Below are 14,946 nucleotides of genomic sequence, written 5' to 3' on the forward strand. Positions count from 1 at the left end.
TCTGGACGGGTACGGGGTGGGTGTGACAGCGTTGTCATGCAGCGGTCGCGCGGATCGCGTGAGCAGCCCATTCAGACCTGGCCGGAGGATGATTTCGTGCACGACGACCGTCAACTCATCGAGGAGCGGCTCCAGCGCGCCCTGCGGGAGCGGATCCGCCCCGCGATCTACGGTGCCTCCGTCCCGCTGGACATCGAGGTGTGGCACGCCCCCGGTGAGCCGGTGTCCCCCGCCGAGGCACTCGCCCAGACCTACGAGCCGGCCGCGATCGGGCTGCCGTGGGGTGCGGCCTGGGGCACCGCGTGGTTCAAGTTCAGCGGCCAGGTCCCGGCCGAGTGGGCCGGCAGCGAGATCGAGGCCGTCATCGACCTCGGCTTCAGCGGCGGCCCCGGGTTCTCCGCGGAGGGCCTGGTCCACACCACGTCCGGCGTACCGCTGAAGGGCCTGCACCCGCGGCAGACCTACGCCCCGCTGTCGATCCTCGGCCCCGACGGTACGCCGGCGCACGCGGGCGACCGGATCGAGTTCTACGTCGAGGCGGCCGCCAACCCCGAGGTCCTCGGGTCGAACGCGTTCGCACCGACCGACGTCGGCGGCAAGCCCGAGCCGGGCGGTACGCCGATCTACCGGCTGGCCCGTGCCGACGTCGCCGTCTTCAACGCCGAGGTCTGGGACCTGATCCTCGACCTGGAGGCGCTGGACGGCCTGCAGCAGCAGCTGTCCGTGCAGGAGCCGCGCCGCCGGGAGATCCTGCGGGCGCTGAGCCGCGCGATGGACGCCCTGGACTACGAGAACGTCGCCGCCACTGCCGCGGACGCCCGCGCGCAGCTGACCGACGTACTCAGCCGGCCGGCCCACGCGAGCGCACACCAGCTGTCCGCGGTCGGCCATGCGCACATCGACTCCGCCTGGCTCTGGCCACTGCGGGAGACCCGCCGCAAGGTGGCCCGGACGGTGTCCAACGTCGCCACGCTGGCGCAGGAGTACCCGGAGCTCGTCTTCGCGTTCTCGCAGGCCCAGCAGCACGCGTGGGTGAAGGAGAACTACCCGGAGGTGTGGGAGCGGCTGAAGAAGGCCGTTGCCGACGGCACCATCGTTCCGGTCGGCGGCATGTGGGTCGAGTCCGACACCAACCTGCCCGGCAGCGAGGCGCTGGCCCGGCAGTTCGTGCACGGCAAGAAGTTCTTCCTGGACGAGTACGGGATCGACACCCAGGAGGTCTGGCTGCCGGACTCGTTCGGCTACACCGCGGCCCTGCCGCAGCTCGTGAAGCTGTCCGGGTCGAAGTGGTTCCTGACCCAGAAGATCTCCTGGAACAAGGAGAACAAGTTCCCGCACCACACCTTCTGGTGGGAGGGCCTGGACGGGACCCGGGTGTTCACCCACTTCCCGCCGATCGACACCTACAACTCCGACCTGTCCGGCCGGGAGCTCGCGCACGCCCAGCGCAACTTCGCCGAGAACGGCGCGGCAACGCGTTCGCTCGTCCCGTTCGGGTACGGCGACGGCGGTGGCGGCCCAACCCGTGAGTTCGTCGCGACCGCGCGCCGGGTGGCGAACCTGGAGTCCTCGCCGCGGGTGACGATCGAGTCCCCGACCGAGTTCTTCACCGCCGCCGAGGAGGAGTACCACGACCACGCTCCGGTCTGGTCCGGTGAGCTCTACCTCGAGATCCACCGGGCGACGTACACCTCGCAGGCCAAGACCAAGCAGGGCAACCGGCGCAGCGAGCACCTGCTCCGCGAGGCCGAGCTGTGGTCCGCCGCGGCCGTGGTCGCTGGCAAGCTGGACGCGTACCCGTACGAGGACCTGGACCGGATCTGGAAGGCCGTGCTGCTGAACCAGTTCCACGACATCCTGCCCGGCAGCTCGATCTCCTGGGTGCACCGCGAGGCCGAGGAGACGTACGCTCGGTTGGCGTCGGAACTCGAGGCGATCATCGCGAAGGCCCAGCAGGCGCTGGCCGGATCCGGCGACTCCCAGATCGTCTTCAACGCCGCTCCGCACGGGCGCAACGGCATCGCCGGGCTCGGCGCTGGTGTCGCGGCTGGCGAAGGCCAGGCCGTGTCGGTGCAGGACGGCGTACTGGACAACGGGCTGATCCGGGTCACGATCGACGACCGCGGTCTGATCACCTCGCTGTACGACGTCGAGGCCGGCCGTGAGGTGATCGCGCCGGGGGCCGTGGGCAACCTTCTGCAGTTGCACGTGGACACCCCGAACAACTGGGACGCCTGGGACGTGGACTCGTTCTACAAGAACAACGTCCGCGACGTGACCGAGGTGGACAGTGTCGACTTCAGCACCGACTCCGGTGTCGCGACGGTCGTCGTGAAGCGCTCGTTCGGCCGGTCGACGGTCACCCAGACGCTGCGGCTGCGGCCCGGCACGAAGCGGGTCGACATCGAGACCACGATGGACTGGCACGAGGCGGAGAAGTTCCTCAAGGCGGCGTACCCGGTCGACGTGCACGCCGACCGGTCGGCGTCCGAGACGCAGTTCGGGCACATCTTCCGGCCGACCCACCAGAACACCTCGTGGGACGCGGCGAAGTTCGAGATCGCGGCGCACCGCTGGGTGCACGTCGGCGAGCCGGGGTACGGCGTTGCCGTCGTCAACGACTCGACGTACGGCCACGACATCAACCGGACCGGACGCGAGGACGGTGGCACGACCACCACGATCCGGACGTCGCTGATCCGCGCACCGCGGTTCCCCGACCCGCAGACCGACCAGGGCGTGCACACCGTCAACCATGCACTGGTGGTCGGTGCCGGCATCCCGGAGGCGATCGAAGAGGGCTACCGGATCAACCTGCCCGAGCGCGTCGTCACCGGTGCCGACGGCGCCGAGCCGATCGTTGCCCTCGACAACGGCAACGTGATCGTCGAGTCGCTCAAGCTGGCCGACGACCGCTCCGGCGACGTCGTCGTCCGCCTCTACGAGTCCTCCGGTGGCCGCTCCCGCGCCACCGTCACGCCGTCGTTCGGCGCGGCGTCAGTGACCGAGGTCGACCTCCTCGAACGCCACCTGGCCGACCGGAACCTGCAGGACAACGGAGTCACCTTCGAACTCCGCCCGTTCCAGATCCTCACCCTTCGCTTCAAGCGTTCCTGACCCCCCACCCCTCGCCCGGCGCCGCGACAGCGGCGCCGGGCGCTTGTGGTCAGGAGCTGGCGCTGGCGTACGACTGCAGACCGCGCCGCCACAGCATCCGGACGAGCGTCAACGCCACCACGGCGAGCCCGGCACCACCGCCGACCGGCCACCACCCGAGGTCCCCACCGAGCGCCTGGACCGGGAACGTCGAGGCGAACGCGACCGGGAACACGAAGGTCAGGAATCCACGCACCGGCACCGGGAAGAACACCAACGGATACCGCCCGGCCTCGACCAGGTTGAGGTAGATGCTCCCGATCGGCCCCACCGACTGCAGCCAGAAGGCCAGGAACGACATCGCCGACCAGACCGCCGTGAGCAGCACCAGGCCGCACGCCGCCAGCGCCAGAGCCTGAACGACCTCCAGCGGGTCGGGCGTCGCCCCCGACTGCACCAGGCCGATCACCACCACCGCGAGCCCACTGACGACGTTGCTCAGCTCGGCCACGTTGATCCACCGCAGTGTCAGGTAGAACTGGCTCGACACCGGCCGCAGCAGCACCACATCGAGCTCGCCCTCGGTCAGGTACGACGTCATCCGGTTCAGGTTCGGTGCGATGAACGCAGCCATCAGCCCGGTGACGATCTGGTACATCCCGGCCAGCGTGATCACCTCGGCCCGCGACCAGCCGTGCAGCTGACCGGTGAATCCGAACAGCAGCAGGACCGGCACGATCCCGAGTCCGAACTGGACCAGTCCGACCAGCAGGGTGGTGACGAAATGCGCCCGGTAGTGCGTCTCCCGAACGACAGCCTGCGCGAGGAACCGACGCCACAGTCGCAGGTGGCGCCCCTGCTTGTGCAGTCGATTGCGATCCAGTGGCGCCCGGTCGCCGGCGTACGTCCGCAGCTCGCTCATGCGCCCACCGCCGAGTACGCCCGGATCCCGGCCGACCAGACCAACCGCGCGAGTACGCCGAAGCCCACCACATAGGCCAGCTGCACCCCCAGGCCGGCCAACAGCTCCGATCGGCTCAGACCACCCGCGACGATCTCGACCGGGAACGACACCGTGTACCGGAACGGCTGGTAGTCGACGAACGTCCGGGACCAGGCAGGCATCAGCGCCAGCGGTACGACGGAGCCTGACAACACACTCGCGATGATCAACCGAGCCTGCGCCAGCGCCGCGACGTCGTCCATCCAGAACGCCAGTGATGCGATCAGGATGTCGATGGTGAACACCAGGACCGCTGCCAGTACGAGGCTGACCGCGAACAACACCCAGCGACCAGGTCCGGCCGGAATCTTCATCGAGTCGCGGAAGATCCACCACAACCCACCGATCATCGGCACCAGTGCGAACACCTTCAGGAACTTCTCCGACAGGTTGTTGCTCACGAAGCCCAGCAGCAGCGACGCCGGACGCACCATCCAGCGGGACAGTTTCCCGAGCCGGATGTCGTCCGCGAGGAACCCGGTCAGCCACGACGAGGTCGCCATCGTGACGAAGCTGAGCAGCACGAAGTACGTCGTGATGTACTGCTCGTCGATCGGGAGCCCGGCCCCGTTCGCGATCGCTGTCCGCCAGATCAGCAGCGAGATGACCGGAACGCAGATGTTGGCCGCCATGAAGATGACCCAGGCGCCGCGATAGACAGACTGCTGGACGATCTCGGCCACGGTCATCCGGCGCAGCACCCGGGCATTGCGGACGAAGGTGTTCATGACGCGTCCCCCGACGTACTGCGGCGGACGAAGAGGTCGCGCATGATGTCCTCGACATCGGCGTCCGCGACGTCGAGGTCGACCAGTGGGCCGAGGCGGGTCAGCTGCTCGAGGACATCGCCGGTCCGCTCGCGATCGACCTCGAGCTTCACCAGCTGCCCGGAGCTCTCGACCGCGCCGACCCCGTCGAGCGAGGTCAGCCGGTGGCCGTCGACGGTGGTCGCGTACGTCGCCTGGACGAGTTTGCGTGGCCGCGTGGTCCGGACGAGTTCGTCCAGGCCGCCGTCGTACTGCAGGCGGCCGTGGTCGATGATCATCACCCGCGAGCACAGCGCCTCGATGTCGTCCATGTCGTGACTGGTGACGAGGATCGTCGTACCGCGCAGCTTGTTGACCTCGGCGAGGAAGGACCGGACCCGCGCCTTCGCGACGACGTCGAGGCCGATCGTCGGCTCGTCGAGGAACAGGATCTCCGGGCCGTGCACCAGCGCCGCCATCAGCTCGAGCTTCATTCGCTCGCCGAGGGAGACCTTGCGAACCTGGATGTTCAGCAGGTCCCGCACGTCCAGGAGCTCCGCGAGTTCGGCCACGTTGTGCTCGAACTCGTCCTGGTCCAGGCCGTACATGTCCTTGTGCAGCAGGAGGCTTTCCATCGCCGGGATGTCCCACCAGAGCATGGACTTCTGGCCCATCACGAGCGCGATCCGGCGCAGGTAGTCGTGCTTGCGGTCCGACGGGGTGGAGCCGAGCACCTCGAGGTCGCCGGAGGTCGTGTAGAGCAGGCCGGAGAGCATCTTCAGCGTGGTGGTCTTGCTGGCGCCGTTCGGGCCGAGCAGCCCGACCACCTCACCACGGTCGATGCCGAAGCTGATCCGGTCGACCGCAAGCCTGGTCTCGTACTTGCGCCGGACCAGGCTGGTCAGTGCGCCGCCGAGCCCGGCGCGCTGCTGATGGAACGTGTAGGTCTTGGTGAGATCCCGCGCCGCGATCACCCGCGGCTGCATCGACGGGACGTCAGAAGAAGAATTCATGAAGGGAGCACCGCTTCCAGAGTCGACTGAACACAGGACCGGGCAGCGTCACTGCGCTGAGCGCAGGAGCTGCCGTGACACCGTCGAACTGGATCGACCGGGGGGCCTCTCGGCTCCTCCCGGGTGCGCGATTCCCCAAGGCTGCGGCCCTGGTGGCTCCGACGGACGCTAAGTCAACTGACGTCCGTTATCTCGACGGGGTGCGGGCATCTCCGCTCAGGTCCTTCCGACGTGCGGCTACCGGATGTCACGGTAGAGACCGGGGAAAGCGGTGTCTACTGGTTTGCCGGGGCGCGGGCCTTGGTTCGTACGACGCCCGTCGTTCATCCGGCTGACGTAGCGTGAAGGTATGGCTTCGACACCCTTGCTCGGTGGCCGGACGCTCGACCGGCAGACGGCGCGCACACTCCCGCCGGGTCCACGGTTGCCGACGTTGGCGCAGACCGTGTTGTTCGCCAGTCACCGCCGGACGTTCTTCCCCCGGATGCGGGCGAAGTACGGCGACGTGTTCACGATCCGCCTGGTCCCGTCCAGCCGGGTGTGCGTCGTCCTGAGCCGGCCCGACCACATCCGCGAGGTGTTCGGCAGTCCGCCGTCGGTGATGCACGCGGGCGAGGGCAACACGGTCCTCAAGCCGATCATGGGCGCGCACTCGCTGCTCCTGCTGGACGACGAGGACCACGTGCGGATGCGGCGGCAACTGATGCCGGCGTTCTCCGGTCAGGCCCTGCGCGGGTACGCCGGGATGGTGCACGAACTGGCCCGCGCCGACGTCGCGACCTGGCCGACCGGCAAGCCGTTCAAAGTGCATCAGCGGATGCGGAACCTGACGCTCGAGATCATCCTCCAGGTCATCTTCGGCGTGACGGACCGCGACCGCCTGAACCAGCTCCGGCCGCTGCTGGACAAGATCGTCTCGGTCTCGCCGGTGATCATGCTGGGTGGGTTCTACCCGGCCCTGCTCCGGGTGCGGCCGTGGCGGACCTACCTGACCGTGCAGCAGCAGGTGGACAAGATCCTGTACGAGGAGATCGCCGAGCGCCGCGGGAACCTTGCCGGACGCAACGACGTACTGTCCCGGTTGCTTGCCGCCGGCACCTGGTCGGACGTGGAGCTGCGGGACCAGTTGGTCACGTTGCTGCTGGCCGGGCACGAGACGACCGCGACGGCGCTGGCCTGGACGTTCCACGAGCTGGCCCGGAGCCGCGAGGACCTGGAGTTCGGTCAGCGGGCCGCGGACTCGGGCGCGGACGATGAGCTGGAGGCGATTCTCAAGGAGGCCATGCGGCTGCATCCGGTCGTGTACCAGGTCGGCCGGCGGCTGACCGAGACCGTGGACATCGCCGGCTACCGGCTGCCCCGGGGGACGACGATCATGGCCGCGGTCGGGCTGGTGCATCGCGACGGTGAGCATTTCCCGATGCCGCAGGAGTTCCGGCCGCAGCGGTTCCTGGACGACGACCCGCCGGCGCCGGGGACCTGGATGCCGTTCGGCGGTGGGGCGCGGCGGTGCATCGGAGCCGGCTTCTCCCTGATGGAAGGCACCGAGATCCTTCGCGCCGCCCTCGCCACCTACAACTTCACCGCCCCCCACCCCAAACCAGAACCAGCCCAACCCAAAAACGTCACCCTCGTCCCCAGCCGAGGAGCCGAGATCCAGGTCACCCCCCGCTGACCAGCACGCTCACCAACCCACGCAAGGGCCTTCCCCAAGGCGGTTTGGGGAGGCGACCACCGCGGGCCGGCGAGACCGGGCGGTGGGGGGTGGCGGTGGAGGCGGCGGTGGTCAGTCTTCGGGGTCGGTGACGTCGCCCAGGTCTACGTTTTCGTAGGAGGGAAGGTCCTCCTCGTCCTCGTCGTCGAGTTCGAAGTTCTCCTCGTCGTCGACGACGTGGACGGCGGCTTCCTCGGCGGAGGCGGCGGCGCCGTCGAAGCCGACGTCCTCGGCGACCAGTTCATCGTCGTCGTCACTGTGCGCGCCCTCGTCCGGCGCGACCAGGCGGCCGGACCGGACCACGCCGACCTCGGGACCGCCGACGTCCTCGCCGTCCTCGGCGTACGGGTCGGAGTCCGGCTCCTCCTGCGCGATCCGCTGGTCCAGCGACTCCCCCTGCACCGCCTCGTCGGGCGTCGTACCGAATCCTTCACCGGCGGACCACTTCTCCGGCGGCGAGTAGCCCTCGTCGAGCAGGTCGTCCACGCCACGGTCGTTCAGGGTGTCCGTGGGTTGCAGCTGGTCCTCGTCGTCGACGCTGTAGCTGCCGTAATCCTCACGGTTGTTCTCGGTCATGCCTCCACCTCGCTAGCGCTCGGCTCCGGCACGACCGAGATCTCGACAGTGCTGATTGTTCGCTCGCTCCGCTCGCTCATGCCTCCACCTCGCTAGCGCTCGGCTCCGGCACGACCGAGATCTCGACAGTGCTGATTGTTCGCTCGCTCCGCTCGCTCATGCCTCCACCTCGCTAGCGCTCGGCTCCGGCACGACCGAGATCTCGACAGTGCTGATTGTTCGCTCGCTCCGCTCGCTCATGCCTCAACCCTGACCTCCTAGGGGCGGGGAAGCAAGCTGGCGGGCAGTTGCCTGGACAATGGAGTCCGTGGATCCGGTCAGGCTGACGTTGGACCAGTTGCGGGAGCTGCGCGACGACATCGCGCCGCAGGCCGTCCGCCGCTCGCGTGCGTCGGTCCGGACCCGGGTGGACCGGTGGCGCAGCCGCGTCTTCTTCATCGCCCAGTGCGCGATCGCCGCCGGCGTGGCCTGGGCCCTCGCCCGGTACGTCCTCGGCCACAGACAACCGTTCTTCGCGCCGGTCGCGGCGATGGTCTGCCTCGGGTTCAGCTTCGGTCAGCGGCTGCGCCGGGTCGCCGAGGTGATGGTCGGCGTGGCGGTCGGGGTCGGGGTCGGCGACCTGTTCGTCCGCGTCTTCGGCACCGGGATCCCGCAGATCGTGTTCGTGATCGCGCTGGCGATGAGTGTCGCGGTCCTGCTCGGCGCCGGGACCCTGATGACCACGCAGGCCGGGGTCCAGGCCGCGATCGTCACCACCCTCCTGCCGAACCCGGGCGCCGGCTTCAGCCGCTGGCTCGACGCGGTACTCGGCGGCCTGGTCGCGCTGGCCGCCGCCACCATCGCGCCGGCCACCGCGATCAGACGCCCCCGGCAACAAGCCTCCGGGGTGCTGAACGAGTTGGCCGAGATCCTGATCGCGACCGCCGACGGCCTCCGCGCCCGGGACGAGGAGGCGGTCACCGACGCGCTCCGCCGGGCCCGCGCCAGCGAGTCTCAACTGGACGACCTCCGCAGCGCGGCCGACGAGGGCGTCGCCGTGGTCAGGCTGTCGCCGTTCGTCCGGCGGCACCGCGTCCGGGTCCAGGAGGTCGCCGACCTCGTCGTACCGCTGGACCGGGCGATCCGGAACATCCGCGTCCTGGTCCGTCGCTGCGCCGTCTCGGTCTGGCGTGACGAGGCGATGCCGGCCGAGTACCCGATGCTGCTCGAACGCCTCGCCGACGGCACCCGGCTGATCGCCGAGTCGCTGTTCGAGCCTGCCGCCGACGTCGCCGCACACCGCGTGCTGGGCGAGCTCGGCCGCCGTACGGCGCAGATGCCACTGCCCACCGGTCTGTCGGCCGTCGTGGTGCTCGGGCAGATCCGATCGACCGTCGTCGACCTGCTCGAGCTGACCGGTACGTCGTACGACGAGGCCCGGCGACTGATCCCGCTCCGCCTCGACGGGCTGGATGAGAAGTAGGTCACGCGAAGAAATCCGGGCGGATCGCCGTCATACCCGCCGACCGGGTGCGTCTCACTGGCATGACGATCCACCGACTGATGACCTCGATGGCCAACGAGCAGGTCCGCCGGCTCGAGGACCTGCTGGCCGTCGACACACCCCAGACCACCGACGACCGGAGCGACGCCGCCGCCGAGCAGTAACTGGCGCGAACCGGACGAACGGATCCAGGCGGCGCCGCCCGCACGGTCTTCCCCACCGAGGTAGACCGCGCGGAGAACGCACCAACGCAGAGGCGCCCCGTGCGAGGCGCCGCCGGATCCGTCCGGTGCACCACCACAGAGGTGCACCCACAACCACCCGCCGGCTGTCCTGACGCCGCTTGCGCGAGGCTCAGGCCAGACCGGCGGGTGGTTTTGTCTGTCTCAGCCGATTCCGGCGACGACCACCTCGGTGGTGACCGAGTTGGCGATGAAGCACTCCAGGTGGGCCCGGTGGTGGATCCGCTCGAGCGCTTCCGCGTCCGGCTCCGGACCGCCCCAGACGATCTTCGGATTCAGCGTCACCTGGGTGATCGCCAGCCGGCCGGCCTCGTTCTTCGCCATCACGCCGACCGCGTGGTCGTCGTACGCGTCGACGACCAGCCGCTTGCGGGCCGCGATCGCCAGGAAGGTCAGCATGTGGCACGACGACAGCGCCGCCACGAACGCCTCCTCCGGGTCGACCGGGCCCGGGTTGCCCAGGTACTGCGGGTTGGCCGACCCGGGCACGGTGATGCCGCCGTCGAAGCGCCACTCGTGGTCGCGGTTGTAGCTGTCGTAGGTGAACTCGTGCCCACCCCGGCTCCAACTGACATCGACCACGTGCTCCGACATGCTCAGGTCACCTTCCCTCGACATCTCCGTGGCACCAGTTTGGTGCTGTCACAGGGTTGCATCGTACGGGATCGTCCCCCGGGAGATCAGCGACGAAGTCACTGTCGTACCGGGCCGCCATCCCGACGACCGGGAAGTCGGTGGTGACCACCTGCGCGCCACTGGCCAGCGCGATACCGACCCGGCTGGTGTCGTTGTCCCGGATCGTGGCCAGCGGCTCGTCCGAGCGGGTGCGGATCAGGTAGCCCTTCGACACCAGCCGCTGGATCTCGGCCTGGTTGGCGCCACGCGGGTCGTTCACCTGGGTGATCGCGGCATCCGGCTGGCCCTCGGGACCGCGGGTGAAGACCGCCCGGCCCTCCAGGTTCGGCGTGCCGGCCAGGTACAGGTCACGGATCGCGCCGGGTCCGCCGTTGTCGAAGTAGAACAGCACCTGGCCGCGGACCGCGTCGAGCTTCGGCCAGCCCTTGGTCAGCACCGACTGCTCCAGCGTCAGACCTGGCTTGCGTACGTCGTCCGCGGTCAGCAGCTTCTTCTCCGGGAAGACCGACCGGATCTCGCGGTCGACACCGTCGAGGGCCGCCGCGTCCCACGGCGGCGACTGCACACCACCGGCCGCGACCACGTTCGGGTCGGACTGCTTGAGCTCGAGGTTGATCGTGATCGGCACGTGGTCCGGGTGCTCGTCGGACCACGACTTCACCTGCTGCAGACACAGCACGAAGGTGTCGCAGTTCGTGTTGTAGTCGAAGTCCGGGATGTGCATGATCTTGATGCCGGGCTTGGCCATCGCCGGGTCGGTCAGCGGACCCTGTCCGGTCAGCTTCCGGATCAGCGGGTACGTGTAGAGACCGCCGTCCGGGTCCGGGAGCAGGTCGAGCTCGAGGGTCCGGATGTTCTGGTCCTCCAGCTGCGACGGGATCGACGCGTGCGAGTACCAGAGGTCGACCGAACCTGGGTTCTGCGCCTGCTGGACCTTCTGCTCGGCCGGGCTGAGCTCGCGGTGGTAGGAGTTGTGCGACCCCATCATCTGGATCTGGTTGAGCCGCACCCCCGAGTTGTCGGCCTGGCCGGCGGACTGCGGGGTCTGGTGGTTGCCGAGCGCCGTACCGGCCAGGCCGGACGCGGCGATCGCGGCGGAGGCCAGGCCGGCGACGACCGTTCTGCTGATGCGCATGCGGAGACTTCCCCTCCTGTGGCGGGTCCTCAGAGTGTCGATCGGTGGAGATGACGCCGATCTGACGGCAATCTGTCACAGGAAGGTGGCAACGAAGGTCCCCTCGAAGATGGACAATGAGCAACATGGTGACATCGGGGGCGTATCCGCTGCGCCGGACGCCGACGCAGGACCGGGCCAGCAGGCAGGTCGAACGCATCCTGGACGCGGCGTGCGCCGAGGTCGTCGCGCGGGGGTACGACGCCGCGTCGACGAGCGGGATCGCGAAGCGGGCCGAGATCGCGGTCGGCAGCGTGTACCGGTATTTCCCGGACAAGCGGAGCCTGATCCAGGCGATCGAGCGGCGGAACCAGGCCCGCTACACCGAGGCGGTCCGGGAGCGGCTGGCAGCGGTGTCGACCTGGCGGCAGGCGGTGGACGTCACGCTGGACACGTTCCGCGAGATGCACCGCACCGATCCGGGTTTCCGCGCGGTCGCCCTGAGCGGGCTCGGCGATCCGGACCTGGAGATGCAGCCGGGCGAGTTCGACGACCAGCACGCGGGCGAGTTCGCCGAGCTGCTGTCCGTGCGCTTCGGCGCCCGCGACACCCGGGACTTCCAGCTGGCGGTCACCCTGAGCATCACGATGGGCGAGTCACTGGCTCACCTGGCCGACCGGCTGCCCGCGGACGAGGCGGAGTACGTCCTGGCTCAGGGCCGCCCGGTCCTCTACAACCTGCTCGCCCCATACCTGCCCTCCTGAACGGGAAAACCCCCGCTCGAGGCGAGGGAAGAAGGTTGGGGCGGAACCAGGAGCCGTACGGCGACTCCTGGTTCTAGGGCAGTGGAACCGGGTCCGAAGACCGCGGTCCGAGCTGGGGCCAGTGGCTGACCCGGCCGGCGATGCGGGCCCGGCGCGGCGTCCGGACGTCGTAGCAGACGATGACCCGGTCGCCTTTGCTGTAAGGAATCCTGCCGCCCACCGGGAACCGGCGGTGGACCTCGAAGGGTCCCTCACCGCGGCGAGTGCAGTACTCGACGGTGACCTCGGTGTACTCCGTCGGTACACCGCCGTCCAACTGACCGCGGACCGGGCCACGAACCCGGATCACCTGACCGGCCGTCTTCTCTTCCGTACCCGAAGGGATCTCGTCCCGCCGGACCCCGGCGAGCACCTCCAGCACGATGCATGCCGTGATCAGCAGCACCAAGCCGAACCCACCGAGCACAACGATCGTCAACATGGCACTCACCCCCGACGCGTCGCCCGCGCGACGCGGTCGTCGTAGTCGAACTGCCTTGTGCGGCCCTTGCCGCACAATCGTGAGACGCCACCCGAACCCCGTCGGTTCCAAGTCAGGACATAACAATTTGCTGAGTCAGCTTCCGCCCATGCCGAACTGGTACTGCGCAGGCACCGGCCGGTTGGTTCCGAGCGCCTTCTCCGCGGCAAGCCAGTAGTCCGTCAGCGCGTTGGCCCCCTCCCGAACCGTGGCCAACCGGATGCCGTCGGCCAGCAACTCGTGCGCCTTCTGCGCGTCGCCGGTGTCCAGCGCGTACCTGACCCGCAACAACCTGATCCGCGGATCATCCGGAGCGTCGTCGAGCATGCGGCCGGCCCGGACCAGGTCGAGATCCAGGGCGAGCGCAACCGCCTCCGCAACCAACGGAACCAGGTCAGGCCGCAACCCGACCGCCCGCTCGTAGTACGACAACTCCCCGGTGACGAACCCGAGATTGCGCAGCGCGAACGGGTTCTCGCCGGCCTGCGTCCAGGCCTCGATCGCACCGTCCCGATCACCGTCGTAGTGCCGAGCGACACCTCGGTGATACCAGACCAGCCAGTTGTCGTCCGCGTGCTCCAGCAACTCCCGCCAACTCACCAACGTCCCGTCCGGTACGTCGTCTGCCGCGGGCAACCGCCCGTCGAGCAACGGCAACCACGCGCGCTCGCGCGAGGTCATCGTGTCGTCGGCGAACGGCGTACCGGCGGAAACCGGCCAGCCGGTCCGGGCAAGCTCGAGTGCGCCCCAGCCTGAACCGACTGCCAGGCGCTCGACAGGCGCCTCGTCCATGACCGTCAGCCAGCTCCGCTCCCGGTCGGCGAGCGTGTCGACCACTGGGCGCAGAACCGAGGCGGCCGCGGTACGGGCTGTCCGCCAGTCGCCGGAGTGTGCGGCCGCGGGACACATCGACAGCCGGCCGTAGGCCTCCAACCAGTGCCATGAAGTTGCTGCTGGCAACTTCAGGTGCTCCAGCTGGGTCCGTGCCAGCCCGGCCTGGATCTCGGCGTACCCGTGTCCCCCGAGGCCCGGCGCGAGCCACTCCTGCCACCGGCGGCCGCCGGCTCCCTCGCCCCAGACGAACAGCTTCCGCCCGCGCAGCCGATCCGTCGACGCCTGCACCAGACCGTTGCCCTCGGCATCCACCGAGGCGATCCACGGCCGCTCGTCCGGCATCGGCTCGAAGAAGAAGTCGACCGCCCGCGGATGCTTCATCGGGTAGGTCAGGTCGATGCCGTCGAACTCGGGGACGCCGACCAGATCAAGCCGTCGGCCCGGAGCCGGTGCGGCGGCGTACCCGAACCGCCAGGCCTCATCGGCCGGCACCAGTACCCGTGTCTCCGGGGACTGCTCGACGGCGATGTTCGACCACCAGTACGCCGGTACTTCGCGATCGGACGGGTTCTGCAGTCGTACTCCGACGTAGAGGAACTCCGAGTCGGCCGGCAGCCAGAAGTCGAGCTGGGTGACGAGGTTGCGGGTTCGTTCGAGCTCCCACAGCCGCAGGATCGGCGTACCGTCCGGGCCTTCGACGCGAGCGGCGTGCATCGGGGCGCAGGTGCCGGTCCAGTGGCCGGTGCTGCCGACGTTCCACTCGACTCCACCGGCGAACCAGGCGTTGCGCAGGGCGAGGTTCGCGGGCTGAAAGACGGGGTTGCGGTACAGCAACTCCTGACCGCTGGCCTTGTGGACGAGCGAGTAGAGCCGTCCGCCGAGACTGGGCAGGATGGTCGCGCGGACGTGGTCGTTCTCCAGCACCAGCGCGGGGAAGGTCGCGTCGACCAGGTCGCGGTCGTAGCCGTCCTGGTTCAGGCACGGCAGCGTGCTGTGCAGCCGGCCGTACTGGATGTTCTCGCGCAGGTCGGCCGGGACGTCGGCCAGGTTCTGGACCTGGTGCAGTTCCTGATGACTGCGCAACGGTGCGAGCGGGTTCTCTGCTCCGAGCGAGGCGGCGGGCAGAACGAGATCATGCGCGGAAAGGATCGTCACGACGCCAATCCTTGCAAGTCCGCGCAGGTCCGTCCATCGCCTTCGGTTGT

At 69.0% G+C, this 14,946-nt stretch carries 13 protein-coding genes; 5 read left to right on the top strand and 8 right to left on the bottom strand.

What is annotated here, in order from left to right; all coding sequences use genetic code 11:
- Nucleotides 1-96: 96 nt before the first annotated feature.
- Complete coding sequence (locus tag OG817_RS32725) at nt 97-3,117, top strand: alpha-mannosidase (RefSeq protein ID WP_406048545.1); 3,021 nt, start codon at nt 97-99, stop codon at nt 3,115-3,117.
- A 49-nt stretch (nt 3,118-3,166) separates the two neighbouring features.
- Here the strand turns inward: OG817_RS32725 and OG817_RS32730 are convergent, their stop codons facing one another.
- Genes OG817_RS32730 through OG817_RS32740 form a run of 3 tightly spaced genes read right to left on the bottom strand, consistent with a single transcriptional unit; the run spans nt 3,167 to nt 5,858 of the window.
- Nucleotides 3,167-4,018 (bottom strand): ABC transporter permease, encoded by an 852-nt coding sequence (locus OG817_RS32730; RefSeq protein WP_406048547.1) that lies wholly within the window; start codon nt 4,016-4,018, stop codon nt 3,167-3,169.
- Complete coding sequence (locus OG817_RS32735; protein WP_406048548.1) at nt 4,015-4,827, bottom strand: ABC transporter permease; 813 nt, start codon at nt 4,825-4,827, stop codon at nt 4,015-4,017. Before OG817_RS32735 ends, OG817_RS32730 begins: the two co-directional genes overlap by 4 nt.
- Nucleotides 4,824-5,858, bottom strand: coding sequence for an ATP-binding cassette domain-containing protein (locus tag OG817_RS32740; RefSeq protein ID WP_406048550.1), 1,035 nt, complete (start codon nt 5,856-5,858; stop codon nt 4,824-4,826). Before OG817_RS32740 ends, OG817_RS32735 begins: the two co-directional genes overlap by 4 nt.
- A 349-nt stretch (nt 5,859-6,207) precedes the next feature.
- Here OG817_RS32740 and OG817_RS32745 point away from each other — a divergent pair, with 349 nt between their 5' ends.
- Nucleotides 6,208-7,533, top strand: coding sequence for a cytochrome P450 (locus OG817_RS32745; protein WP_406048552.1), 1,326 nt, complete (start codon nt 6,208-6,210; stop codon nt 7,531-7,533).
- 111 nt (nt 7,534-7,644) lie between these two features.
- Here the strand turns inward: OG817_RS32745 and OG817_RS32750 are convergent, their stop codons facing one another.
- Nucleotides 7,645-8,148, bottom strand: a complete 504-nt coding sequence (locus tag OG817_RS32750; protein ID WP_396391428.1) for a DUF5709 domain-containing protein — start codon at nt 8,146-8,148, stop codon at nt 7,645-7,647.
- Between the two features lie 298 nt (nt 8,149-8,446).
- On the opposite strand from OG817_RS32750, the gene OG817_RS32755 reads away from it, so the two are divergent.
- A complete protein-coding gene (locus OG817_RS32755) occupies nt 8,447-9,610 on the top strand; it encodes an FUSC family protein (RefSeq protein WP_406048554.1) in 1,164 nt (387 codons plus the stop codon).
- 62 nt (nt 9,611-9,672) lie between these two features.
- On the top strand, nt 9,673-9,795 hold the full coding sequence (locus OG817_RS32760; protein ID WP_406048556.1) for a hypothetical protein: 123 nt from the start codon (nt 9,673-9,675) through the stop codon (nt 9,793-9,795).
- A 222-nt stretch (nt 9,796-10,017) separates the two neighbouring features.
- Here the strand turns inward: OG817_RS32760 and OG817_RS32765 are convergent, their stop codons facing one another.
- Together OG817_RS32765 and OG817_RS32770 are read right to left on the bottom strand one after the other, a co-directional pair.
- Nucleotides 10,018-10,467, bottom strand: coding sequence for an OsmC family protein (locus OG817_RS32765; protein ID WP_406048557.1), 450 nt, complete (start codon nt 10,465-10,467; stop codon nt 10,018-10,020).
- 7 nt (nt 10,468-10,474) lie between these two features.
- The gene (locus OG817_RS32770; protein WP_396391426.1) at nt 10,475-11,644 is read right to left on the bottom strand and encodes a phosphatidylinositol-specific phospholipase C1-like protein; all 1,170 of its coding nucleotides are present in this window, start codon (nt 11,642-11,644) and stop codon (nt 10,475-10,477) included.
- A gap of 125 nt (nt 11,645-11,769) precedes the next feature.
- Here OG817_RS32770 and OG817_RS32775 point away from each other — a divergent pair, with 125 nt between their 5' ends.
- Nucleotides 11,770-12,387 (top strand): TetR/AcrR family transcriptional regulator, encoded by a 618-nt coding sequence (locus tag OG817_RS32775; protein WP_406048558.1) that lies wholly within the window; start codon nt 11,770-11,772, stop codon nt 12,385-12,387.
- 73 nt (nt 12,388-12,460) lie between these two features.
- Here the strand turns inward: OG817_RS32775 and OG817_RS32780 are convergent, their stop codons facing one another.
- A complete protein-coding gene (locus tag OG817_RS32780; protein ID WP_406048560.1) occupies nt 12,461-12,868 on the bottom strand; it encodes a DUF3592 domain-containing protein in 408 nt (135 codons plus the stop codon).
- Between the two features lie 135 nt (nt 12,869-13,003).
- Entirely contained in the window at nt 13,004-14,896 is a 1,893-nt protein-coding gene (locus OG817_RS32785; protein WP_406048562.1) for a DUF5107 domain-containing protein, read from the bottom strand.
- Between the last annotated feature and the right edge of the window lie 50 nt (nt 14,897-14,946).

This window comes from Kribbella sp. NBC_00889 (genome assembly GCF_045207705.1).
Classification (GTDB): Bacteria; Actinomycetota; Actinomycetes; order Propionibacteriales; family Kribbellaceae; genus Kribbella.